Source organism: Amycolatopsis sp. NPDC114504, assembly GCF_055633595.1.
The window spans coordinates 127,813-149,225 of record NZ_JBVKDU010000006.1; the positions used below are offsets into that span (position 1 = coordinate 127,813).

Below are 21,413 nucleotides of genomic sequence, written 5' to 3' on the forward strand. Positions count from 1 at the left end.
AGGGGAAGATCCATGTCAGACGCCATCGTGGCCGAGGGACTGGTCAAGAAGTACGGGAAGGTCACCGCGCTCGACGGGATGTCGTTGTCGGTGCCCGAAGGCACGGTGCTGGGGGTGCTCGGGCCGAACGGCGCCGGGAAGACCACCACCGTCCAGATCCTCACGACGCTGCAGCAGCCGGACGCGGGCCGCGCGACGGTCGCCGGGTTCGACGTCGTGAAGGACGCGCACGAGCTGCGCACGCACATCGGCGCGTCGGGGCAGTACGCCGCCGTCGACCTCGAGCTGACCGGGGCCGAAAACCTCGAGATGGTCGGCAGGCTGTACCACCTGGGCACCAAGCGGGCCAAGGCGCGCGGCCGGGAGCTGCTGGCCCGGTTCAGCCTGGACGACGCCGCCGACCGCCCGGTCAAGGGCTACTCCGGCGGCATGCGGCGCCGGCTCGACCTGGCCGGCGCGCTCGTCGCGAACCCGCCGGTGCTGTTCCTCGACGAGCCCACGACCGGGCTCGACCCGCGGGCCCGCACCGAGCTGTGGGACGTCATCACCGAGCTGGTCGCCGGCGGCACCACGCTGCTGCTGACCACGCAGTACCTCGAAGAGGCCGACCGGCTGGCCGACAGCATCGCCGTCATCGACCACGGGCGCGTGATCGCCCGCGGCACGGCCGACGAGCTCAAGGACCTCGTCGGCGGCGAGCGGATCGAGCTGACCGTCGGCACCCACGACGACCTCGTCGTCGCGCAGCGGACGCTGTCCCGGCTGTCCAGCGGCGAGCCGCAGGCCGAGGGATTCCGGCTCACCGTGCCCGTGACCCACGGCGCGAAAGCGCTTACCGAAGCGTTGGCGCTGCTCGCGGTGGACGGCGTCGAAGTCCGCGACGTCGGCGTCCGCCGCCCCACCCTCGACGACGTTTTCCTCACCCTCACCGGTCATGACGTGACCGAGACCGCGAAGGAGGCCGTGTGATGAACGCGGTGCAGATGGCTGTGACCGACGGCGTGACCGTCGCCAAGCGCAACTCGATCAAGATCTTCCGGTCACTGGACCTGCTCGGGTCCCTCGTGTTCACGCCGGTGATGTTCGTGCTGCTCTTCGGGTACGTGTTCGGCAGCGTGATCGACATCCCGGGCTTGTCCTACCGCGAGTTCATGCTGCCGGGGATCTTCACGCTCGCGGTGGCGATGGGCGGCATCGTCACCGGCTACGGGCTGACCGACGACCTGCAGAAGGGGATCATCGACCGGTTCCGCTCGCTGCCCATGTCACCGGCCGCGGTGCTGATCGGGCGGACCACCGCCGACCTCATCCTCAGCACGGCGAGCCTGCTCATCATGGGCCTGGTCGGCCTGCTGGTCGGCTGGCGCATCCACACGAGCGTGCTCGAGGCGCTGGGCGGGATCGTCCTGCTGCTGGCGTTCTCCTACGCGCTGTCGTGGGTGATGGGCGCGCTGGGCCTGGCCGTGCGCAAGCCCGAAGTGTTCAACAACGTGTCGATGGTGGTCGTCTTCCCGCTGACGTTCCTGGCCAACACGTTCGTCGACAGCGGCCGGCTGCCCGGCCCGCTGCGGGCGATCGCGGACTGGAACCCGGTCTCGGCGGTCACCCAGGCGGCGCGGGAGCTGTTCGGCAACACGAGCGCGGCACTCCCGCCGCGCGACGTCTGGCCGATGCAGCACGCGCTCCTGGCGTCGGTGCTGTGGATCGCGCTGCTGCTGGTGGTCTTCGTGCCGCTTTCGGTGCGCTGCTACAAGAAGGCCACCAGCCACTGACTCAGGGCAGCGTCAGGATCTCGCTGCCGTCGGCCGTCACCACGAGGGTGTGCTCGAACTGGGCCGTCCACTTCTTGTCCTTCGTGGTGACGGTCCAGTCGTCGGCCCAGATGTCGTAGTCGATGGTGCCCAGGGTGATCATCGGCTCGATCGTGAAGGTCATGCCCTCCTCGATGATCGTGTCGACGGAGGGCTCTTCGTAGTGCAGGACCGTCGGGGGCGTGTGGAACGCCGGGCCGACGCCGTGGCCGGTGAAGTCGCGGACCACGCCGTAGCCGAAGCGCTTCGCGTAGGCCTCGATGACCCGGCCGATCACGTTGAGCTGGCGGCCCGGCCGGACCGCCTTGATCGCCCGCATCGTCGCCTCGCGGGTGCGCTCCACCAGCAGGCGCGCCTCCTCGGAGACGTCGCCGGCCAGGTACGTCCCGTTCGTGTCGCCGTGGACGCCGCCGATGTAGGCGGTGACGTCGATGTTGCAGATGTCGCCGTCCTCGATGATCGTCGAGTCCGGGATGCCGTGGCAGATGACCTCGTTGAGCGAGGTGCAGCACGACTTCGGGAACCGGCGGTAGCCCAGCGTCGAGGGGTAGGCGTGGTGGTCGAGCAGGAACTCGTGCACCACCTTGTCGATGTCGTCCGTGGTGGCACCCGGCTTGACGGCCTTGCCGCCCTCCTCCAGCGCCTGCGCCGCGATGCGGCTCGCGATCCGCATCGCCTCGATCACCTCGGGCGTGCGCACGCCGTTGCCGGTGTCCCGCTTCGGCGCCGGCTTGTCCACGTACTCGGGACGGGCGATGGAACTGGGGACGTCACGGCGCGGCGTCTGGACGCCGGGAACCAGCGGGGCACGAACGGACATGCCTCCACCTTACGACGGCCCGCTCAGCCGACCCCCGCCAGGAACCGGTGCGCGGCCTGCACCGCCGGTTTGGACGACCCGGCCTCGGTCAGCAGCACCGCGAACGCCAGGTCACCGCGGTAGCCGACGAACCAGCCGTGCGAGCGGGAACCGTCGCCGAACTGGGCGGTGCCGGTCTTGCCCGCGACGCCGGGGATGTCCCGCAGCCCGGTCGCGGTGCCGTTGGTGACGACCTCGCGCATCATCCCGCGCAGCGCGCCCAGGACGTCGTCCGACGGCGCGTCGCCGACGTTCTGCGTGGTCGCGGGCATTCCCTTGACGATCGACGGCGTAGGCACCTTCCCGGCCTGCACGGTGGCCGCGGCCAGCGCCAGGCCGAACGGGCTGGTCACCACCGTGCCCTGGCCGAAGCCGTTCTCGGCGCGCTGGACGGCCGAGTCGCTGGCCGGGACGGCGCCGGTGACCGTGGTCAGGCCGGGGACGACGAAGTCCGCGCCGATCCCGAACGAGCGGGCGGCGTCGGTGAGCGCCGACGACGGCAGCCCGGCGGCGAGCCGGGCGAAGGTCGTGTTGCACGAGCGTGCGAACGCCGTCGTCAGCGGGACGCGGCCGAGGTCGAACCGGCCTTCGTTCGGGATGACGCGGTTCTCGATCGTCGTGGTGCCGGGGCAGTCGACCGGGCTGCCGGCGTCGACGTCGCCCGCCGACAGCGCGGCCGCCGCCGTCACGATCTTGAACGTCGACCCCGGCGGGAAGCGGCCGGACAGGGCCAGCGAGCCCTCGTCGTCGGCGGCGGAGTTCTGCGCCACGGCGAGGATGTCCCCGCTCGAGGGCTGGATCGCCACCAGCGCGGCCGGGTACGGCTCGGTGTCGAGGGCCTTCTCGGCGGCGGCCTGGATCCGCGCGCTGAGCGTGCTGGCGACCGCGGGCGACGGGCGCGGCGGCTCGGCCTTGAGCTCGGAGACCTCGGCGCCGGTGACGCCCCGGGTGACGATCCGCCAGCCCGCCGCGCCGGCCAGCTGCTGCTCGACCAGCGTGCGGATGCCGGGGAGGACCTGCTGCCCGGAGCCGCGGGTGACCGGCAGGAGCCGCTCCTGGCTGACGAACCGGACGCCGGGCAGGTCGTAGATCACCGGCTTGACCCGCTGGTAGTCGCCGGCGCGCAGGCTGATCACCGGGTAGGCGTCGCCGGGCTTGGTCTTGCTCATCCCGTCCAGCACCGACCGCCCGGTGACCGACGGCTCGAAGCGGTGCAGCGCCTTCGCGAGCGAGCCGGCGACGGCGGTCGCGTTGCCCGCCTTCTGCGGGTCGACGGCCACGCCGATCACGGTCTGCGGGCGCATCAGCGGCACGCCGTCGCGGTCGAGGACCGGCGCGGTCTCGGGCAGCTGCGGCAGCACGCCGAGGGTCTGGCCGACGGCCAGCTGCGGGTGCACGACCGTCGGCTGCCAGTGCACCTGCCAGCCGTTCTCGGCCGCGCGCAGCAGGGCGTCGGCGCGGTAGGACCAGGTGCGGCCGTGCGGCAGGTGCCAGGTGAGCTGGTAGCCGGCGGTCACGGTGTCGCCGTTCGGCTCCTTGACCTCTTCGTCGTCGACGTCCAGGGACTCGGGTTCGAGCACGCCGCGGACCTGGGACAGCACGGTCGTGGCCGCGTCGGGCGAGTCGGTGTTGGCGGCCGCGGTGGCGACGTCCCCGGACGCGAGGGCGTCGAGGAAGGCGGAGAGGGCGTCCTCGGGGTCGTCGCCCGAGCACCCGGCCGTGGTCGCGGCGACGAGCAGCAGCACCGCGAGGGCACCGCGGCGTCGACGTGCACTCATGGCGGGATGATGCCTGGTCAGCGGGGGTGCCCCGGCGTCGAAACGCCGCCACGGAAGAGTGGCTAGAAGAGGACCGTCGCGTACTGGCCGACCTGCTGGAAGCCGATCTTGCGGTAGGCCGCGAGGGCGGGGGTGTTGAAGGCGTTGACGTAGAGGCTGGCGGTGCGGCCGAGCCCGCGCACGAGCCGGTTGACCACGGCGGCGGTGCCGGCGGTGCCGAGGCCGTCGCCGCGGCGATCGGGGTGCACCCAGACGCCCTGGATCTGCCCGACGGTCGCCGACATCGCGCCGATCTCGGCCTTGAAGACGACTTCGCCGTTCTCGAAGCGGGCGAACGCGCGCCCGGCGCCGATCAGCTCGGTGACGCGGGCGCGGTAGCTGGCGCCGCCGTCGCCGCTGCGCGGGTCGACGCCGACCTCTTCGATGAACATCGAGACGGCCGCGGGCAGGTACCGCTCGAGCTCGTCCGGCCGGACGGGCCGGACCAGCGGATCGGCCGCGACCAGCGGCGTCGCGTCGAGGGCCATCAGCGGCTGGTCGTCGCGGACCTCGCGGGCCGGGCCCCACTCGTCTTCGAGCTCCTCCCACAGCCCGAGGACCTGCTCGGCCGGGCCGACGAGGGAAGAACAGGTGCGCTGACGGCGCAGCGCGCGGTCGGCGAAGGAGCGCAACGCGGGGGCGTTGCCGCGGAGGGGGATGAGGTTGGGCCCGGAAAAGCACAGCCCTTGGAGCCGTCCGGCCCGGACCGGACGGCTGTCGGCGGCCCAGAGCTCACCACCGAGCCGCCACGGGTCGAGACCGGCAGCCTCGACCCGGGCGCTGACCATGCAGCTGCCCACCGGGTCGGCGGCGAGCGCGGCACGGACCGCCGGATAGTCCCGATCATCGAGCAGCCGTGCACCTGCAAGCCGCAACACGGGGTCCAGGGTGCCAGATTCCGCCGGTAAACGGAACGCGAGGCCCCGGACACGCTGAGATGAACGGCCCGGGTCGGGCTTCCCGGGGAGAATGGGGCGTATGCAGCGGTACACGTACAAGGTCGTCGAGGTCCGGGAGAAGCTCATCGGGGGGAAGATGTCCGGCGGGAAGCTCGAGAAGCTGCTGAACGACCACGCGGCGGACGGGTGGCAGCTGAAGGCGATCACCACGGCGGAGGTGAAGGGCCGGGTCGGGCCCGGCGGGGTGGAGGGCTTGCTGGTGACCTTCGAGCGGCCGGTTCAGTAGGGGCTCGCGCTCGCCTGCCGGGGTGGTGGCTCGCCCGCCGGGTCTTCCGCGGGCGAGCCGGGTTCGCGCGCCGGGGCTTGCTGCTCGCCGGCAGGGGCGCGACCCGACTGCCCGCGCGGTTCGCCGTCAACCCGCGTTGGTTCAAGCTCCGCGGTAGTTCCCGATCGTCCAGGCGTTGCCCTCCGGGTCGCGGAGGCTGAACGTGTGCGAGCCGTAGTCCGTGTCCGTCAGCTCGGCCGTGATCTCCGCTCCCGCCGCCTTCACCCGCTCGTGGATCGCGTCCACCTGGTCCGACACCACGTACACCGCGCCCGTGCCGGGCTTCATCGAGTCGTGGATTCCGTCCGGTGGGCGGACGCTGCCCAGCATCACCGCGCCGCCCTCGGGCCAGCGCAGCTCCGCGTGCGCGATCAGGTCGCCGTCGGGTACCACCAGTGCCTCGGTGAAGCCCAGGACGTCGACGAGGAAACGGACCGCCGCCGGGGCGTCGTCGTAGCGCAGGGCGGGCCAGACGTTCGGTTCAGGAGTCATGCCCGCGAGTCTTGCCCCGCCGCCACCTCCTCGTCTTGGAGGAACGGGAGCTCCTCGGCGATCCACGTCCGCGGCGTGCACCCGGCCAGCGCCCGCCACTCGTTGGTCAGGTGCGCCTGGTCGTAGTACCCGCACTCGATCGCCAGCGTGGCCAGGTCCGCGTGCCCCTGCCGCAGCAGCCGGCCGGCTCGCTCGAACCGCAGCACCCGCGCCGCCTGCTTCGGCGCCAGGCCCAGCTCCACGCGGAACCGCTCGCCCAGGTGACGGCGGCTCCAGCCGACCTCGCCCGCCAGGTCCGTGACGCGCACGCGGCCGTCCGCGCCCCGCATCCGGCGCCAGGCCTCCCCCAGCTCGGGCGGTGGCACCACCGGCGAGACCGCGCGGGCGGCCAGCACGTCGTCGAGCAAGGCGAACCGCTCGTGCCAGGTGAGGGGACTCAGCCGCTCCGGCAGCGAGCCCAGGCCGAACTCGGCGAGGTCCACCACTTCGCCGCTCAGCTCGGCCGCCGTGACCCCGAACAGCGTCCGCACGCCCAGCGGGTCGAGCTCCAGCTGCAGCCCCTCCTGCCTGCGGTCCTGCCGGATCAGCACCGCGCGCGTGTGCAGCCCGCCGACCAGCGCCTGGAGGCTGTGCCCGGCCATCCGAACCGGCCCGGCCAGGCTGATGACGAGCGTCACATGCCGGGACGGCAGACCGCGGTGGACCGGCAGCGTCACCTCGTCCTGCGCGTACCCGACATAGCGCGTGACCAGGGGCCGCACCACGGGGTGCGGCTCGTGAACAGCCCAGGTCACGGTCACGAATGCCAGCGTAAACGTCACCACCGACAGTTCCGGTTCTGATAACACGGAGGGTGCGTCCCCACCGCGGAAGGAACCACCTGATGACGATCCAGGAGCAGGCGCAGCAGCTGGAGCTGCTCGCCGACCAGGTGCCCACCGGCATCGCGCTCGCCACCAAGAGCGACCTCGAAGACCTGCAGGCCCAGGTGCTCGGCCTGCTCGGGGAGACCTCGACCGCGACCGCGATCCAGGGCTCGATCCAGCTGGCGTCGCAGCAGATCGACGAGGTCGCCGCCGCGCTCGAGAACGTCCGGCTGCAGATCCGCGACGCCGCCCAGCACCACCTGCAGGGCTGAAAAAAGGCCTCCTCACCAGCGCGAGGAGGCCTTTTGACGGAAGCGGTCAGCCGGCCGTGACGACCGGCTCGCCCGCACCGAGGGACTCGCCCGCCTCTTCGGCGATGCGCATGGCCTCTTCGATGAGCGTCTCGACGATCGCGTGCTCCGGCACGGTCTTGATGACCTCGCCCTTGACGAAGATCTGGCCCTTGCCGTTGCCGGACGCCACCCCGAGGTCGGCCTCGCGGGCCTCCCCCGGGCCGTTGACGACGCAGCCCATGACGGCCACGCGCAGCGGGATCTCCATGCCCTCGAGCCCGGCGGTGACCTGCTCGGCGAGCGTGTAGACGTCGACCTGCGCGCGCCCGCACGACGGGCACGACACGATCTCCAGCTTGCGCTGCTTGAGGTTCAGCGACTGCAGGATCTGGATGCCGACCTTGACCTCTTCGACCGGCGGCGCGGACAGCGAGACGCGGATCGTGTCGCCGATGCCCTGGCGCAGCAGCGCGCCGAACGCGACGGCCGACTTGATCGTCCCCTGGAACGCCGGCCCGGCCTCGGTGACGCCGAGGTGGAGCGGGTAGTCGCACTGCTCGGCGAGCAGCTCGTACGCGCGCACCATGACCACCGGGTCGTTGTGCTTCACGGAGATCTTGATGTCGTGGAAGTCGTGCTCGGCGAACAGCGACGCCTCCCACAGCGCCGACTCGGCCAGCGCTTCCGGCGTCGCCTTGCCGTACTTGTCCATGATCCGCTTGTCGAGCGAACCGGCGTTGACGCCGATCCGGATCGGCGTGCCGTGGTCTTTCGCGGCCTGCGCGATCTCCTTGACCTGGTCGTCGAACTTCCGGATGTTGCCCGGGTTCACGCGCACCGCGGCACAGCCGGCCTCGATGGCGGCGAAGACGTACTTCGGCTGGAAGTGGATGTCGGCGATCACCGGGATCTGCGACTTCTTCGCGATCGCGGGCAGCGCCTCGGCGTCGTCGGCCGACGGGCACGCGACGCGGACGATGTCGCAGCCCGCGGCGGTCAGCTCGGCGATCTGCTGCAGGGTCGCGTTGACGTCGGAGGTGAGCGTCGTCGTCATCGACTGCACGGAGATCGGGAAGTCGCTGCCGACGCCGACCGTGCCCACCTGGAGCTGGCGGGTCTTGCGGCGCTCGGAGAGGACGGGCGGGGGCAGGGCGGGCATACCGAGTGCGACGGTCACGGCTTCCAGCGTACCTACCCCGGGTGGGCGCCCCGCACCATGTCAACCGTCACGGTGAGCAGCGTTACGGCGCGTGCGCCCCGCCACGGAGGGGCCGGAACCCCTCCGTGGCGGACCGCTACTGCAAGCGAATCGGGTTGACGATGTCCGCCGTCACCGTGAGTAGGGTCACCGCGCCACCGATGAGCACCAGGACCATCGTGATCCCGGACAGCTTCGTGTAGTCGACGGGCCCGCCGGCCACCTTGCCCCGCTTGGCGCGGATCCAGTCGCGGACGCGCTCGTACCAGACCACCGCGATGTGCCCGCCGTCCAGCGGGAGCAGCGGCAGCAGGTTGAACACGCCGATGAAGAAGTTCAGGCTGGCCAGCAGGAAGAAGAACAGCACCCAGATGCCCCGCTCGACGGCCTCGCCGCCGATCCGGCTCGCGCCGACGACGCTGACCGGGGTGTTCGGGTCGCGCTCGCCGCCGAAGATCGCGGTGACGACGGCGGGGATGCGCTCGGGGAACTCGACCAGCCGCTGGGCCGTCTCGGAGAACATCGTGCCGGTGAAGCTGAACGTGGCGCCGATCGCGGCGACCGGGCCGTACTGCGTGGTCGCGGCCGGGAGCTGCGGCGAGGCGCCGATCATCCCGACCTCCTTGACGCCGGCGGTGCTCCAGCGCTGCACCTTCGGGACGTCGACGACGAGCGACAGCCGCTGGTCGCCGCGCTGGACGTCGAACTCCGTCGGGCCGCTGGTGGCCTGCACGGTGGCGAGCATCTCGTCCCAGGTCGCGATCGGCTTGCCGCCGATCGCGAGGATCTTGTCACCGGCCCGCAGCCCCGCCGCCTCCGCGGGACGCGCGGCGCCCTGCGGGCACTTGGGGTCCTGCGCCTGCTCCTTCGTCGTGGCCGCGCGGGCGCACGAGGTCGAGGCCAGCACCGGCTCGGTCGTGGTGGGGCCGGCCAGGTTCGGCAGCCCCATCGTCACGGCCATCAGGTAGAGCACGACGAAGCCGAGGATGAAGTGCGTGACCGACCCGGCGGACATCACGACGGTGCGCTTCCAGGTCTTGAACCGCCACATCGCGCGCGGCGCCTCGTCCGGCGTCACCTCGTCGAGCGCCGTCATGCCGGCGATGTCGCAGAAGCCGCCGAGCGGGATCCACTTCAGGCCGTATTCGGTCTCCCCGCGGCGCCAGGAGAACACCGTGGGCCCGAAGCCCACGAAGTACCGGCGGACCTTCATGCCGAAGGCCTTCGCGGTGACCATGTGGCCGGCCTCGTGCAGTGCGACGGAGACACAGATCCCCAGCGCGAAGAGCACCACACCGATGATGTAGGACACCCGCTACTTCCCCTCGATGATCGAACCGGCCCGCGCGCGAGCCCAGCGCTCGGCGGCGAGAACGTCGTCGACGTCGCGCGGTTCGCGACGCCACTCGTCGGCGGCTCCCACCACCTCGGAAACAGTGTCCACTATCGACGTGAAGCGGGTGTTCTGCGCGAGGAAAGCCGCGACCAGCTCCTCGTTCGCCGCGTTGTAGACGGCGGGCAGGCAGCCGCCCACGGTGCCGCAGTGGCGGGCCAGCTCGACGGCCGGGAAGGCCTCGTCGTCCAGCGGCTCGAAAGTCCAGGTCGCGGCCTTGTCCCACGTGCAGGCGGGGGCGGCGCCGGGCACGCGGTCGGGCCAGTGCAGGGCGAGCGCGATCGGCAGCCGCATGTCGGGCGGGCTGGCCTGGGCGATCGTCGAGCCGTCGGTGAAGGTCACCATCGAGTGCACGATCGACTGCGGGTGCACGGTGACGTCGATCTTTTCGGGCGCGATGTCGAAAAGCAGCGCCGCCTCGATCAGCTCCAGCCCCTTGTTGACCAGCGTGGCGGAGTTGATGGTGATCAGCGGGCCCATCGACCAGGTCGGGTGCGCCATCGCCTGCTCGACGGTGACATCGGCCAGCTCGGCGCGCTTGCGGCCGCGGAACGGGCCACCGGACGCGGTGAGCACGAGCCGGGCGACTTCGTTTTCGCGGCCGGCCCGCAGGGCCTGCGCGATGGCGGAGTGCTCGGAGTCGACCGGCACGAGCTGTCCGGGCTTCGCGGCGGCGAGCACGAGCGGCCCGCCGGCGATGAGCGACTCCTTGTTCGCGAGCGCGAGGGTGGCGCCGGTGGCGAGCGCTCTGAGCGTGGGCTCGAGGCCGCGGGAGCCGGGCAGGGCGTTCAGGACGGTGTCGACCTTCACCGCGTCGATCAGCTCGGTGACGGCGTCGGAGCCCGCGAAGAGCCGCGGGAGCTTGAAGTCGCCCTGGTCGTAGCCCCGCTTCTGCGCTTCGGCGTACAGCGCGAGCTGCACGTCTTCGGCGGCCGTGGCCTTGGTCACGGCGACGGCCTCGACCCCGTGGGCGAGCGCCTGCGCGGCGAGCGCGGCCGGATCGGCGCCGCCCGCCGCGATCCCGGCCACCCGGAAGAGGTGCGGGTTGCGCGCGGCGACGTCGAGAGCCTGCACACCGATGGACCCGGTCGAGCCGAGCACGAGGACGCTTCGCGAGGTAGTCATCGCCGGTCATTGTCGCGCGGGGCGTGTCCGCGGCGCACGCGGAGGTGTGGGATCATCGGGGAGTACGTGGTTCATGGGTCTTGAGGAGTTCATCGTGGCAGGCAAGGCGGTCGAGAAGCGGCCCGAGGTCGACCCCCGCGACGAGCCGTCCGCGGCCTGGGGCTGGCACGGTTCGTTCCCGAAGGCCACCCGGATCGCCGGCTGGGTCAGCGCGATCATCCTGCTGGTGATGATCAAGGGCAACCACGAGAACAACACCGAGAACGTCTGGCTCGTCGGCCTCGCGCTGTTCCTGATCCTGCTGCTGGTGCTCGACATCCGTAAGCAGCGCACAGCCTGGCGCAAGTAGTCCGTGAAGGTCTAACGTCCCCGGCATGAAGCTGCGCTGGGGTCTGGCTCTCGTCGGTGTGCTGGGTGCGTTGCTGGTGGCGCCGGCTTCGGCTTCGGCTGCCTCTTCGCCGGTCGTCCGGTGCTCGTTCACCCCGACGCCCTCGAATCCGGCCGCGCGCCCAGTGGTGCGTCCGCTGCCCTTCGCGCTGACGCGCGGGACCGTGGACGTGACTTTCCGTTTCAACTACGGGCCGGTGACGGTGCGGCTGAACCGCGCCGGGGCGGCGCCTTGCGCGGTCCACAACATGGTTTCGCTGATCCTGCAGCGGTTCTACGACCGGTCCCAGTGCTGGCGGCTTTCGAACTCTTCGCGGCTGGGTGTTCTGCAGTGCGGGGACATCTACGAGGTCGAGAAGGGCGGGCCGGGGTACCAGTTCCCGGATGAGGTTTCCGGTGCGGAGACCTACCCGCGGGGGACCGTCGCGATGGGGAACCAGGGGCCCGGGACGAACGGGTCGGAGTTCTTCATCGTGCACTCGTTCGCGAACATCCCGGCGAATTACTCGGTGCTGGGGACCGTGGTGCGGGGGATGTCGGCGCTGGACCGGATGGTCGCGGACGGGATCATCCCGACCGACCCGAACGGGCCGCTGGACGGGGCGCCCGCCCACCCGGTGAAGATCCAGCGCGCTTCGGTCGGCTGGTAGTGCTGGTCAGTAGTCCGGCACCGCGGCCAGCGCGTCCTCGATGATCGCCACCAGGAGCGCGCCGGCGTAGGGCTCGGCGAGGGTCCGGTCCAGAGCCTCGGTCAGGTGCGTGGCCGCCGCGGGCGAGGGGAAGGCGGGCACCAGTTCGGCGTGTTCCCGGAAGTTCTGCCACCGCCGCATCGCGAGGGTGCGCTCCAGACCCGCGACGAGGCCCGCCGCCACGTCCGGGACGCCGCCCTGGTGCAGCACGGCGACCTTCTCCGGGGTTTCGAGGGTGTGGCTGTGCACGATGTCGTCCAGCGGTGTCCACGGCGGCGCGTCCGGAGCCCGCACCCCGTCCGGTCGCCCACTGGGCCGGGCGATGCCCCAGCAGGCGACGACCCGCGTGAGGTCCGGCGCCAGGAACACCTCGAAGAGGTAACGACCGCGCGCGCGGTCGTCGATCTGCGCGTGGGTGAGCGTGCCGCCGAGGTAGGCGCAGAGTGCGCGGACGCCCGGTTCGAACCCGACGGAACCCTGCCCGGCCCGGCGGCAGGTGTGTTCCCGGCGACCGTAGCGGGACCGCGCCTGTGCTGTCGGCTGGACGCCTTCGTGGAACGTGGTTGTCGCACCGGCGGCCAGAGCGTCGTGGGCCAGGGCGCCGGCCTCGGTGCCGGCCTCGGCCAGCAGCGCGGCGATCATCGACGGGCCTTCGTGCTCGCGAGCCATCCGCACTCCCCCAAAGCAGAAGCCGGGTACCGCGCAGTGCGGCACCCGGCTTCCGAAACTACCTTCAGCGTTCGCTGGCCGGCGACACCAGCTCGCTCGGTCCGCCACCCGACTCCCCCGCCACCGCGGCCAACTCCTCGCCCACCGACTCGCGGTCCTTCGGGCGCGCGTCCTTCGTCAGCAGCGATGCCACCGCTCCGATCAAGCACACCGCGATCGCGAAGCCGAACGCCACCGCCAGGCCCGACTGGAACGGGCCCGAAATCAAGTTCGGGAAGAAGCTGCGGCCCGTCAGGAACGATGCCTGGTCCGGCGGCAGCGAGGACAGCTGGCCACCCAGCAACTGCTGGATCGGGTTGTAGCCCAAGAACGCCGCGAACAGCACCGCCACCGCCGGGAGGTTCGCCACCTGGGTGGCCGCCGCGTCGGGGACGCCGTGGGCGATCAGACCGTCGTGCATCGTCGACGGGAGGGTGCTCGACAGGCCCGAGATGATCAAGCTGAAGAAGAAGCCGATCGACAGGACCATCGCCGCGTTCTGGAACGTCGTCATCATGCCCGCGCCGGAGCCGCGGGCGTCGGCCGGGAGGCTGTTCATCACCTCGGCGCGGTTGGGCGAGGAGAACATGCCCATGCCGATGCCGTTGATCAGCAGAATGGCCGCGAACGCCCAGTAGTCGAAGTTCACCGGCAGGATGATCAGCAGCAGGAACGTGATCGCGGTGATCAGCAGCCCGGTGGACGCGAGCAGGCGGCTGCCGATGCGGTCGGCGAGGATGCCCGACGTCGGGGCGGCCAGCAGGAAGCCGACCGTCATCGGGAGCATGTAGATGCCCGCCCACAACGGCGTCTGCTCGAACGTGTAGCCGTGCTGGGGCAGCCAGATGCCCTGCAGCCAGATGATCAGGATGAACTGCAGCCCGCCGCGGCCGAGCGACGCCGTCAGGTTGGCGACGTTGCCCCAGGTGAACGACCGGATCTTGAACAGCGACAGCCGGAACAGCGGGTTCGGCACCTTCGTCTCGATGATCACGAACGCGACGAGCACCGCGACGCCGCCGATCAGGCAGGAGAGCACCATCGGGCTGGTCCAGCCGGTCTGCGACGTGCCGTAGGGCTGGATGCCGTAGGTGATGCCGACCAGCACCGCGATCAGGCCGACGGCGAAGGTGATGTTGCCCCACCAGTCCATCCGCGCGTGCTTGCGGATGCCGGTGTCGTGCAGCTTGAGGTACGCCCAGATCGTGCCGATCACGCCGAACGGCACCGACACCAGGAAGATCAGGTTCCAGTCGACCGGGGCGAGCACGCCGCCGACGACCAGGCCGAGGAACGAGCCCGCGATGGCCGCGACGCCGTTCATGCCGAGCGCGAGCCCGCGCTGGTTGGCCGGGAAGGCGTCGGTGAGGATCGCCGAGGAGTTCGCCATCAGGAAGGCGCCGCCGACGCCCTGCACGATCCGCCAGCCGATCAGCCACAACGCGGCCGCGTCACCGCCGAACCAGGTGACGGCCAGCATGATGGAAGAAACGGTGAAGACGGCGAAGCCGAGGTTGTACATCCTCGCGCGGCCGTACATGTCGCCGAGCCGGCCGAAGCTCACCACCAGCACCGCGGTGACCACGAGGAAGCCCATGATCATCCACAGCAGGTAGCTCGTGTTGGCGGGCTCGAGGGGGTTGATGCCGATGCCCTTGAAGATGTCGGGCAGCGCGATCAGCACGATCGAGGAGTTGATCGTGGCGATCAGCATGCCCAGCGTCGTGTTGGACAGCGCGATCCACTTGTACCGCGGCCCCAGTTCCGCGATCGAATACGTCCGGCGTTCCGCCACTGTGCAACCCTTCTGCTCACAAAGTCCCTTAGCTAGGCTAAGCAACTTGCTTGCGTATGGCAACCAAGTTCCGGAAACGCCTGGGAGAGCATGATCACACCCGGTTGACAGTCCTTTGTGGATCCTTTACCAGACGGCCCAGTACCGCCACGCCCTCCGCGATCTCCGTCGCCGTCCGGGCCGCGTAGCCCATGACCAGCCCCGGCGGCCCCGGGAGCTGCCGGTGCCAGGACAGCGGCTGGACCTTCACCCCCTCGGCCAGCGCGGCGGCCGCCAGCGCGACGTCGTCCAGGTCCGCGCCGAACGTGATCGTCAGGTGCAGGCCCGCCGCCGCGCCGTGGACGACCGCCGAAGGCAGCTCCGAAGCGACAGCGCGGATCATCGCGTCGCGGCGACGGCGGTGCCGGGCCCGGACCATCCTCAGCTGCCGCTCCAGCTCACCCGTATCCATGAGCCGGGCCAGCACCAGCTGGGCCAGCACCGGGTTGCCCAGGTCCGCGAACCGCTTCGCCGCCACGAGGTCGTCGCGGAACCGCGGCGGCGCCAGCAGCCAGCCGACGCGCAACGCCGGCGCCAGCAGCTTCGAAACGCTTCCCGTGTAGCAGACCTCCGGCAGCATCGACCGGACCGCGGGCACCGGCGCGCGGTCGTAGCGGTGCTCCGCGTCGTAGTCGTCTTCCACCACGATCCCGCCCTCGGCCGCCCAGCGCATCAGGTCGCGGCGGCGCTCGCCGCCGAGCACCACCCCCATCGGGAACTGGTGGGCCGGCGTCACCAGCACCGCCGGCGCGCTCAGCTCATCGACGCGCAGGCCGTCGGCGTCCACCGGGACCGGCGGGGTCGCCAGGCCGCAGTGGTGCAGGTGCTGCCGCGCGCCCAGTGAGCTCGGGTCCTCCACGGCGATCTCGTCGACGCCGTGCTGCCGCAGCACCTCCCCCACCAGCGTCAACGCCTGCGCGACACCGGCCACCATGATGATTTCCCCGGGGTCCACGCGGATGCCGCGGCTGCGCGCCAGCCAGTGCGACACCGCCAGCCGCATCGCCGGCGCGCCGCGGGGGTCGCCGTAGCCGAAGTGGGACGGCTCGAGCTCGTCCAGCACCGCCCGCTCGGCCCGCAGCCACGCCGCGCGCGGGAACGCCGTCAGGTCGGGGACGCCCGGCGTGAGGTCGATGCGGGCCGGGGCCGCGCGGACCGCGTCGAAGACCTCGACGCCCGGCATCGGCGTGATGACCTTCGACGGCGGCCGCACGCGCGCGGGTTCGGGCGCGAGCACCGGCGCGGCCACCACCACCGTGCCGGCCCGGCCGCGGCCCGCCGCGTGGCCGTCGTCGATCAGGCGCTGGTAGGCCTCGGTCACGACACCCCGCGAAACCCGCAGCTCGGCCGCCAGAACCCGGGACGCGGGCAGCCGGCCGCCGATCGGGAGCCTGCCGTCGGCCACGGCAGTGCGCAGCTGCCCGGCGAGCCAGTCCGCGAGCCCGCCCGGCGGCGCCTCGCGGACGTCGAGCTGGAGGAAGTCCGAACCTATGGACCCCTCCGCGAGCGAGGTTTTGGCTCTGTCCATCGAGCCATTGTCGCAGCACGCTGGTCCCATGGACACCACCTACGTGCACGGATACACCGAGCCCGAGGCCCGCCGCCTCGGCGACCAGGCCGACACCCTGGCCGCGCTGCTGCACGCCGGGACGGCCTACCCCGCGGGGAGCCGCGTGCTGGAGGTCGGCTGCGGCGTCGGCGCGCAGACCGTCCACCTCGTGGCCCGCAGCCCGGACGCGCACCTGACCGCGGTCGACGTCTCCGAAGACTCCCTCGGCCAAGCGAGACGCAGGGTCCAGGGCGTCGAGTTCCGCCGGGCCGACCTGTTCGACCTCGACGGCGAGTGGGACCACCTCTTCGTCTGCTTCGTGCTCGAACACCTGCCCAAGCCCGAGAAAGCGTTGGCACACCTGAAAACCCTGCTGCGGCCGGGCGGGACGATCACCGTCATCGAGGGCGACCACGGTTCGGCGTTCTTCCACCCGCGCAGCGAACACGCCCAGGCCACGATCGACTGCCTCGTCCGGCTGCAGGCCGACGCCGGCGGTGACGGGCTCCTCGGCCGGCGCCTCTACCCGCTCCTCGCCGACGCCGGGTTCGACGACGTCCACGTCGAACCGCGGACGGTCTACGCCGACGCGTCGCGGCCGGACCTCGTCACCGGCTTCACCCGCGACACCTTCATCGCGATGGTCGAAGGCGTCGGCGAAACCGCCGTCGCGCGGGGCCTGATCGATGCAGCCCGCTGGGCCCGCGGAATCGCCGACCTTTACCGCACCACCAGGGAATACGGGACCTTCCATTACGCGTTCTACAAAGCAACAGCCCATCGCACTCCGGGAGGAGCGTCATGATCATCGCCGTTCTCGCCGCCGTTGTCCTGCTCGCCTGGGCGCTCGACCACGCCTACCGCCGTCGTCCGTACCCGCGCAACCGCTTGGCGGGCAGCACGAACGTCTTCGACCGGGACGCGCAGCGCCTCGAAGGCGACCTCGTCGCCGACGAGCGGCACTACTCCAGGTCCGCCAGCCGGTCTCGGGCGCGGATCGCCCCGGGCACGCACTCCCCGGCGTAACAGGCCAGCGCGCGTTCCCAGTGTTCGCGCGCGGTTTCCGGCTCATCCAGTCCACAATGGACTTCGCCGAGCCCGAAGTGGGCGCGGCCCTGTTCGGGCCGGCAGCCCGTTTCCTTCGCCACCGCAAGGGCTTCACGGTGGTGGCCGAGCGCGTCCGAGGACGCGCCGGTCGCCGCGGCCAGCGCGCCGAGACTGTTGAGGACCCGGGACTCCACGCCCCGGTCGCCGCATTCGCGGGCCAGGCCCAGTGCCTCTTCGAGGTGCTGGGCCGCTTCGGCGTGCCGGCCCTGCGCGAGCCGGACGTCTCCCAGGTGCTTCAGCGCGACGCCGCGGTTGGTGGGACTTCCGGTCTCCTGCGCGATTTCCAGCGCCCGTTCGAGGTGCGCCGCGGCTTCCGCGTACCGGCCGCGCGCGTGCTCGACGTCACCGAGGATGCCCAGCGCGTAGCCCTCGCTCACCCACACGCCCATGGCACGGAAGTGCTCCAGCCCTTCCTCCAGCGCACGGACCGCTTCGTCGTGCCGTCCCAGTGCCGACAACGCGTCGCCCGAGTTCACCAGTGCGTAGCCCTCACTCGTGCGGTCGGCGGTGTCGCGGGCGAGGACCCGTGCTTCTTCGAGGTAGCCGAGCGCTTCGGTGTAGCGGCCGATGCCGCGGCAGGAGCAGCCGAGCACCACCAGCACCAGCCCTTCGCTGGTGCGGTCACCGGCCTTGCGGGCCAGGGACAGGGCTTCGGTCGAGTACGTGATCGCCTCGGCGAACCGGCCCAGTGCCCGGCAGACCAGGCCGAGGGTGTTGATCGCGTGGATCTCGGTGCGCCGGTCGCCGGTCTCGCGGGCGAGGGCGAGCGCCTCCTCCAGGTACCGCAGCGCTTCCCGTGACCGGCCGACGCGCCAGTGCCCCAGCCCGATCAGGATGAGCGGCTCGGCCTCGGCCACCCGGTCACCGGCGTCGTGGGCCAGCGCCGACGCGTGCGAGTGCAGCACCAGCGACTCCTCGTGGTAGCCGCCGACGTCCAGGTAGTGCCACAGGATCCCGGACAGCAGCCGCAGGTGGTCGGGCCACCCGTGCCGCGTCGCGTGCGCGGCGACGGCCAGGAGGTTGCGACGCTCGGCTTCCAACCACGCCGGTGCGTCGATCACCTTGACGTCGGGGTCGGGCACGTCCGGGCGCAGGTGCCGCTCCTGCGGGAGGACGGCGTCCATGGCCTGCGCGGCCGAACGGACGTAGAAGTCGAACAGCCGCTCCTGCGCGTCGTGGCTCTCGGTCTCGTCGCGCGCGGCGAGCTCGGCGGCGTAGACGCGTAGCAGGTCGTGCTGCTGGACGCGGTCGTCGCCGGTCTCCTGCGCGAGGTGGGCGCGGACCAGCGTGGCGATCAGCCGCTCCGCCTCCGGCAGGGGGACGCCGGCGAGCGCGGCGATCGCGGCCGGAGTCAGGTCGCGGCCCGGGTGCAGGCCGCAGAGCCGGAACACGCGGGCGGCGTCGGGCGCCAGGTGCCGGTAGGACCACGAGAAGACTGCGCGGACCGCGGTCAGCGGGTCGCCGCCGCCGTCGAGCAAGTCGAGCCGCCGCCGTTCGTCGGCCAGCTCGGCCGCGAGGGCGGCGAGCCGCTCCCCCGGCCGGCTCAGCGCCAGCTCCGCGACAAGCCGCAGCGCCAGCGGCAGCCGGGCCGAGTACCCGATCAACGCCTCGGTGGCGTCCGGTTCGTCGTCGACGCGCGTGCCGAGCAGCGTCCGCAGCAGGTCGAGGGCTTCGGCCTCGGTCAGCAGGTCGACGAGCACGCGGCGGGCGCCATGCCGCGCGACCAGCCCGGGCAGCGCGTCGCGGCTGGTCACCAGGACCAGGCAGGACGCCGAGCCGGGCAGCAGCGGGCGGACCTGCCCGACCGAGCCGGCGTTGTCCAGCAAGAGCACCATCCGCCGGCCGGTGAGCGCGGTGCGGAACTTCGCGGCGCGTTCCTCCGGCTCGGCGGGGATGTCCGCGCCGGCGACGCCGAGGGCGCGCAGGAACCCGGACAGCGCGTCGCCCGGCTCGACCGGCCGGACCGTGCCGTAGCCGTGCAGGTCGAGGTAGAGCTGGCCGTCGGGGAACTCGCCGAGGGACCGCTGGGCCCAGTGGACGGCGAGGGCGGTCTTGCCGACCCCGCCGGTGCCGGACAGGACCGCGATGCGCGCACCGGTGCCGCCGCCGGCCAGGAGGGCGTCCAGCTCGGCCAGCTGCGCGGTGCGGCCGCGGAAGCCGGCGACGTCCGCGGGCAGCTGGGCGGGGACGCGGGCCGGCGGTTCCGGGGCGGCGAAGTCCTGCCGGAGCACCTGACGCTGGGCCGCGCGCAGCTCGGGGCCGGGTTCGATGCCCAGCTCGGCGTCCAGGCGCTGCCGGATCTCCTCGAACACCGCCAGCGCGCCGGCCTGCCGTCCGGACGCGGCGAGCACCTGCATGAGCCGGGCGTGCGCGGACTCGTTCAGCGGCTCTTCGGCGGTGAGCACGCGCAGCTGGACCGCGGCGTCCTCGGGGTCTGCGGCCTCGGCGTACGCCATGACCGTCTTCGCGCGCTTCATCGCCAGTGCCAGGCGGGCGGGGTGCTGCCGGAGCCGTCCGACATCGGCGAGCGCCTGGCCGCGCCAGAGCTCCAGGGCCTCACGGTGGGCGCCCTCTTTCAGGAACGCCTCGAAACGCAGGAGGTCGAGGTCGTCCTCGCCGGCGGTGAGCCGGTAGCCGCCCTTGTCGGTGGCGATGGGGTCGGCGGGCCGCAGCGCCCGCCGCAGCCGCGCGACGTAGGTGTGGAGCAGCTCCAGGCACGACGTCGGCGGCTCGTCCCAGATGACGTCGACGAGGTCTTCGCGCCGGACGGTGTGGTTCGGCTGCAGCGCCAGCATCGCGAGCAGCAGGCGCTGCTTTTCGGCGCCGATCTCGACCGGGCAGTCGCCGCGCAGCACGGTGAGCGGACCCAGGACGCCGATCCGCACCGGCTCCGGCGGTGCTTCAGCAAGCGCTTCCCGCAGCCGTCGCTCGGTCTCCGGCCGGGGCCGGCGGACGCTGCCGAGCTCGGCGTTGCGCACGGCGCGCAGGCTCAACCCGGCGCGCTCGGCCAGCTGGGCCTGGGTGAGGCCGGTGAGCACGCGGCGTTCCCGCAGCCACCCGGCGAACGGCAGGCCTTCGTCCACAGGCGTCCTCTCCCCGCGTGCCCCGCAGCGGAACGTACCCCTCCAGGATTCCGATCGTGCCGCTATACCTGTACCACCGAACGGCGAAGATAACCGTTTTCGCAGGTACCGACCGTGACGACGCCGTGGACCGCGGGTACAGGCGCACGTCCACCGCGGTTTCCTAGGCTTTCTCGCGTCCGGTGGTGGCGAGGGGTTCGGAGCAGCCGTCGCGTGGGGTACGACGGCTGCACCCGAGCCTTCAGACGCCGAAGCGCGCCAGGAGGGCGCGGACGGCGGCTGGGTCCTCGACATGGGCGTTGTGCCCGAGGCCGGCGAGCGTGACCGCGTCCGGGTCCAGCGCGCGTAGCTGGTCAGGACGGCTCATCGGGTCGTTCTCGCCCGCCGCCAGCACGACCGGGCACCGCGCCGCGGCGAGCAGCGCCGGCATGTCCGGTGCGCCGACGCCGAACGCGGCCGGGTCCATCGCGAGGCGCCAACCTCCCTCGGTCTCGCGAAGCCCGGCCGGGTCCGCGGGCGCGATGCCGAGCAGCCCGGAGACCTTCAGGTAGGCCTGGTCGGCCTCGGGCTGCGTCGCGAACAGCCGGGGCGGGCGCGCCGCGAACGTCGCCGCGCGGCCCAGGTCGTCCTGGGTCCACTCGACCTTCACCCCGAGGGCCAGCACGCCCTCGACCTCGACGTCGTACTTCCCGGACGCGAGCTCGAGCGCGAGCACCCCGCCGAGCGAATGCCCGGCGACGACGTACGGGCCCTTCCCGGGTAGCGCCCGCGCGACGGCCGCCGTCAGCGTCTCGAAGGAGTAGTGCGGCAGCGGCGCGGACGGGCCGTGCCCGGGCAGGTCGGGGACCAGGACGCGCCGGTCGAGCTGCTCGGTGAGGTGGGCCCACACGGCACCGGTCGCGCCCAGGCCGTGCAGGAGGAGAACGGCCGGTTCGCCCTTGCCGCCAGTGCGCATGTTCAGCGTGTCCATCGGAGCAG

Annotated in this window: 21 protein-coding genes; 8 read left to right on the plus strand and 13 right to left on the minus strand. The window is 71.9% G+C overall.

Annotated elements, in window-relative coordinates; all coding sequences use genetic code 11:
- The first annotated feature begins 12 nt into the window (after positions 1 to 12).
- Positions 13 to 969 carry an ATP-binding cassette domain-containing protein gene (locus ACZ7PG_RS42315; protein ID WP_470244852.1) on the plus strand — a complete coding sequence of 319 codons (957 nt, stop codon included), beginning with the start codon at positions 13 to 15 and terminating at the stop codon, positions 967 to 969.
- Positions 969 to 1,772, plus strand: coding sequence for an ABC transporter permease (locus ACZ7PG_RS42320; protein ID WP_436394399.1), 804 nt, complete (start codon positions 969 to 971; stop codon positions 1,770 to 1,772). Before ACZ7PG_RS42315 ends, ACZ7PG_RS42320 begins: the two co-directional genes overlap by 1 nt.
- A gap of 1 nt (position 1,773) precedes the next feature.
- Here the strand turns inward: ACZ7PG_RS42320 and map are convergent, their stop codons facing one another.
- The 3 genes from map to ACZ7PG_RS42335 form a co-directional block, all read right to left on the minus strand.
- Entirely contained in the window at positions 1,774 to 2,631 is an 858-nt protein-coding gene (gene map, locus ACZ7PG_RS42325; protein WP_470244853.1) for a type I methionyl aminopeptidase, read from the minus strand.
- 23 nt (positions 2,632 to 2,654) lie between these two features.
- Positions 2,655 to 4,448 (minus strand): penicillin-binding transpeptidase domain-containing protein, encoded by a 1,794-nt coding sequence (locus tag ACZ7PG_RS42330; RefSeq protein ID WP_470244854.1) that lies wholly within the window; start codon positions 4,446 to 4,448, stop codon positions 2,655 to 2,657.
- A gap of 62 nt (positions 4,449 to 4,510) precedes the next feature.
- Positions 4,511 to 5,365: a GNAT family N-acetyltransferase gene (locus ACZ7PG_RS42335; RefSeq protein WP_470244855.1), complete on the minus strand. Its 855-nt coding sequence runs from the start codon at positions 5,363 to 5,365 to the stop codon at positions 4,511 to 4,513.
- 100 nt (positions 5,366 to 5,465) lie between these two features.
- Here ACZ7PG_RS42335 and ACZ7PG_RS42340 point away from each other — a divergent pair, with 100 nt between their 5' ends.
- The gene (locus ACZ7PG_RS42340) at positions 5,466 to 5,672 is read left to right on the plus strand and encodes a DUF4177 domain-containing protein (RefSeq protein ID WP_470244856.1); all 207 of its coding nucleotides are present in this window, start codon (positions 5,466 to 5,468) and stop codon (positions 5,670 to 5,672) included.
- Between the two features lie 141 nt (positions 5,673 to 5,813).
- Here the strand turns inward: ACZ7PG_RS42340 and ACZ7PG_RS42345 are convergent, their stop codons facing one another.
- Both ACZ7PG_RS42345 and ACZ7PG_RS42350 read right to left on the minus strand, forming a co-directional pair.
- Positions 5,814 to 6,203, minus strand: a complete 390-nt coding sequence (locus ACZ7PG_RS42345) for a VOC family protein (RefSeq protein ID WP_470244857.1) — start codon at positions 6,201 to 6,203, stop codon at positions 5,814 to 5,816.
- The gene (locus ACZ7PG_RS42350) at positions 6,200 to 7,003 is read right to left on the minus strand and encodes a helix-turn-helix domain-containing protein (protein WP_470244858.1); all 804 of its coding nucleotides are present in this window, start codon (positions 7,001 to 7,003) and stop codon (positions 6,200 to 6,202) included. The genes ACZ7PG_RS42345 and ACZ7PG_RS42350 overlap by 4 nt, the downstream gene beginning before the upstream one ends.
- 83 nt (positions 7,004 to 7,086) lie before the next feature.
- On the opposite strand from ACZ7PG_RS42350, the gene ACZ7PG_RS42355 reads away from it, so the two are divergent.
- Positions 7,087 to 7,341: a hypothetical protein gene (locus ACZ7PG_RS42355; protein WP_155545387.1), complete on the plus strand. Its 255-nt coding sequence runs from the start codon at positions 7,087 to 7,089 to the stop codon at positions 7,339 to 7,341.
- Between the two features lie 46 nt (positions 7,342 to 7,387).
- Here the strand turns inward: ACZ7PG_RS42355 and ispG are convergent, their stop codons facing one another.
- The 3 genes from ispG to dxr all read right to left on the minus strand — a co-directional run bounded on the left by ispG (position 7,388) and on the right by dxr (position 11,078).
- Positions 7,388 to 8,521 (minus strand): flavodoxin-dependent (E)-4-hydroxy-3-methylbut-2-enyl-diphosphate synthase, encoded by a 1,134-nt coding sequence (gene ispG, locus ACZ7PG_RS42360; protein ID WP_470245680.1) that lies wholly within the window; start codon positions 8,519 to 8,521, stop codon positions 7,388 to 7,390.
- Positions 8,522 to 8,657: 136 nt separating this feature from the next.
- Entirely contained in the window at positions 8,658 to 9,872 is a 1,215-nt protein-coding gene (locus ACZ7PG_RS42365) for a M50 family metallopeptidase (protein ID WP_470244859.1), read from the minus strand.
- A 3-nt stretch (positions 9,873 to 9,875) separates the two neighbouring features.
- Positions 9,876 to 11,078, minus strand: a complete 1,203-nt coding sequence (gene dxr / locus ACZ7PG_RS42370; protein WP_470244860.1) for a 1-deoxy-D-xylulose-5-phosphate reductoisomerase — start codon at positions 11,076 to 11,078, stop codon at positions 9,876 to 9,878.
- A 94-nt stretch (positions 11,079 to 11,172) separates the two neighbouring features.
- Between dxr and ACZ7PG_RS42375 the strand changes: the two genes are divergently transcribed.
- Positions 11,173 to 11,427: a DUF2631 domain-containing protein gene (locus tag ACZ7PG_RS42375; protein WP_360674352.1), complete on the plus strand. Its 255-nt coding sequence runs from the start codon at positions 11,173 to 11,175 to the stop codon at positions 11,425 to 11,427.
- Between the two features lie 25 nt (positions 11,428 to 11,452).
- Positions 11,453 to 12,115, plus strand: coding sequence for a peptidylprolyl isomerase (locus ACZ7PG_RS42380; protein ID WP_470244861.1), 663 nt, complete (start codon positions 11,453 to 11,455; stop codon positions 12,113 to 12,115).
- A 6-nt stretch (positions 12,116 to 12,121) separates the two neighbouring features.
- Here ACZ7PG_RS42380 and ACZ7PG_RS42385 read toward each other — a convergent pair whose 3' ends face one another.
- The 3 genes from ACZ7PG_RS42385 to pdxR form a co-directional block, all read right to left on the minus strand.
- The gene (locus tag ACZ7PG_RS42385; protein WP_470244862.1) at positions 12,122 to 12,823 is read right to left on the minus strand and encodes a hypothetical protein; all 702 of its coding nucleotides are present in this window, start codon (positions 12,821 to 12,823) and stop codon (positions 12,122 to 12,124) included.
- A gap of 64 nt (positions 12,824 to 12,887) precedes the next feature.
- Positions 12,888 to 14,657 (minus strand): MFS transporter, encoded by a 1,770-nt coding sequence (locus ACZ7PG_RS42390; protein ID WP_470244863.1) that lies wholly within the window; start codon positions 14,655 to 14,657, stop codon positions 12,888 to 12,890.
- A 94-nt stretch (positions 14,658 to 14,751) separates the two neighbouring features.
- A complete protein-coding gene (pdxR, locus tag ACZ7PG_RS42395) occupies positions 14,752 to 16,224 on the minus strand; it encodes a MocR-like pyridoxine biosynthesis transcription factor PdxR (RefSeq protein WP_470244864.1) in 1,473 nt (490 codons plus the stop codon).
- Between the two features lie 28 nt (positions 16,225 to 16,252).
- Between pdxR and ACZ7PG_RS42400 the strand changes: the two genes are divergently transcribed.
- Both ACZ7PG_RS42400 and ACZ7PG_RS42405 read left to right on the plus strand, forming a co-directional pair.
- A complete protein-coding gene (locus tag ACZ7PG_RS42400) occupies positions 16,253 to 17,050 on the plus strand; it encodes a methyltransferase (protein WP_470244865.1) in 798 nt (265 codons plus the stop codon).
- Positions 17,047 to 17,271, plus strand: a complete 225-nt coding sequence (locus ACZ7PG_RS42405) for a hypothetical protein (protein WP_470244866.1) — start codon at positions 17,047 to 17,049, stop codon at positions 17,269 to 17,271. The genes ACZ7PG_RS42400 and ACZ7PG_RS42405 overlap by 4 nt, the downstream gene beginning before the upstream one ends.
- Here ACZ7PG_RS42405 and ACZ7PG_RS42410 read toward each other — a convergent pair.
- Positions 17,208 to 20,435, minus strand: a complete 3,228-nt coding sequence (locus tag ACZ7PG_RS42410; RefSeq protein ID WP_470244867.1) for a tetratricopeptide repeat protein — start codon at positions 20,433 to 20,435, stop codon at positions 17,208 to 17,210. The two genes, ACZ7PG_RS42405 and ACZ7PG_RS42410, sit on opposite strands and share 64 nt — an antisense overlap.
- A 241-nt stretch (positions 20,436 to 20,676) precedes the next feature.
- Complete coding sequence (locus ACZ7PG_RS42415) at positions 20,677 to 21,405, minus strand: alpha/beta fold hydrolase (RefSeq protein ID WP_470244868.1); 729 nt, start codon at positions 21,403 to 21,405, stop codon at positions 20,677 to 20,679.
- Between the last annotated feature and the right edge of the window lie 8 nt (positions 21,406 to 21,413).

Coding starts and splice junctions, on each gene's coding strand:
- ACZ7PG_RS42340 (WP_470244856.1), top strand. CDS start 5,466: ATGCAGCGGTACACGTACAAGGTCGTCGAGGTCCGGGAGAAGCTCATC.
- ACZ7PG_RS42320 (WP_436394399.1), top strand. CDS start 969: ATGAACGCGGTGCAGATGGCTGTGACCGACGGCGTGACCGTCGCCAAG.
- ACZ7PG_RS42415 (WP_470244868.1), bottom strand. CDS start 21,405: ATGGACACGCTGAACATGCGCACTGGCGGCAAGGGCGAACCGGCCGTT.
- dxr (WP_470244860.1), bottom strand. CDS start 11,078: ATGACTACCTCGCGAAGCGTCCTCGTGCTCGGCTCGACCGGGTCCATC.
- map (WP_470244853.1), bottom strand. CDS start 2,631: ATGTCCGTTCGTGCCCCGCTGGTTCCCGGCGTCCAGACGCCGCGCCGT.
- ACZ7PG_RS42345 (WP_470244857.1), bottom strand. CDS start 6,203: ATGACTCCTGAACCGAACGTCTGGCCCGCCCTGCGCTACGACGACGCC.
- ACZ7PG_RS42315 (WP_470244852.1), top strand. CDS start 13: ATGTCAGACGCCATCGTGGCCGAGGGACTGGTCAAGAAGTACGGGAAG.
- ACZ7PG_RS42380 (WP_470244861.1), top strand. CDS start 11,453: ATGAAGCTGCGCTGGGGTCTGGCTCTCGTCGGTGTGCTGGGTGCGTTG.
- ACZ7PG_RS42330 (WP_470244854.1), bottom strand. CDS start 4,448: ATGAGTGCACGTCGACGCCGCGGTGCCCTCGCGGTGCTGCTGCTCGTC.
- ispG (WP_470245680.1), bottom strand. CDS start 8,521: ATGCCCGCCCTGCCCCCGCCCGTCCTCTCCGAGCGCCGCAAGACCCGC.
- ACZ7PG_RS42405 (WP_470244866.1), top strand. CDS start 17,047: ATGATCATCGCCGTTCTCGCCGCCGTTGTCCTGCTCGCCTGGGCGCTC.
- ACZ7PG_RS42385 (WP_470244862.1), bottom strand. CDS start 12,823: ATGGCTCGCGAGCACGAAGGCCCGTCGATGATCGCCGCGCTGCTGGCC.
- ACZ7PG_RS42355 (WP_155545387.1), top strand. CDS start 7,087: ATGACGATCCAGGAGCAGGCGCAGCAGCTGGAGCTGCTCGCCGACCAG.
- ACZ7PG_RS42400 (WP_470244865.1), top strand. CDS start 16,253: ATGGACACCACCTACGTGCACGGATACACCGAGCCCGAGGCCCGCCGC.
- pdxR (WP_470244864.1), bottom strand. CDS start 16,224: ATGGACAGAGCCAAAACCTCGCTCGCGGAGGGGTCCATAGGTTCGGAC.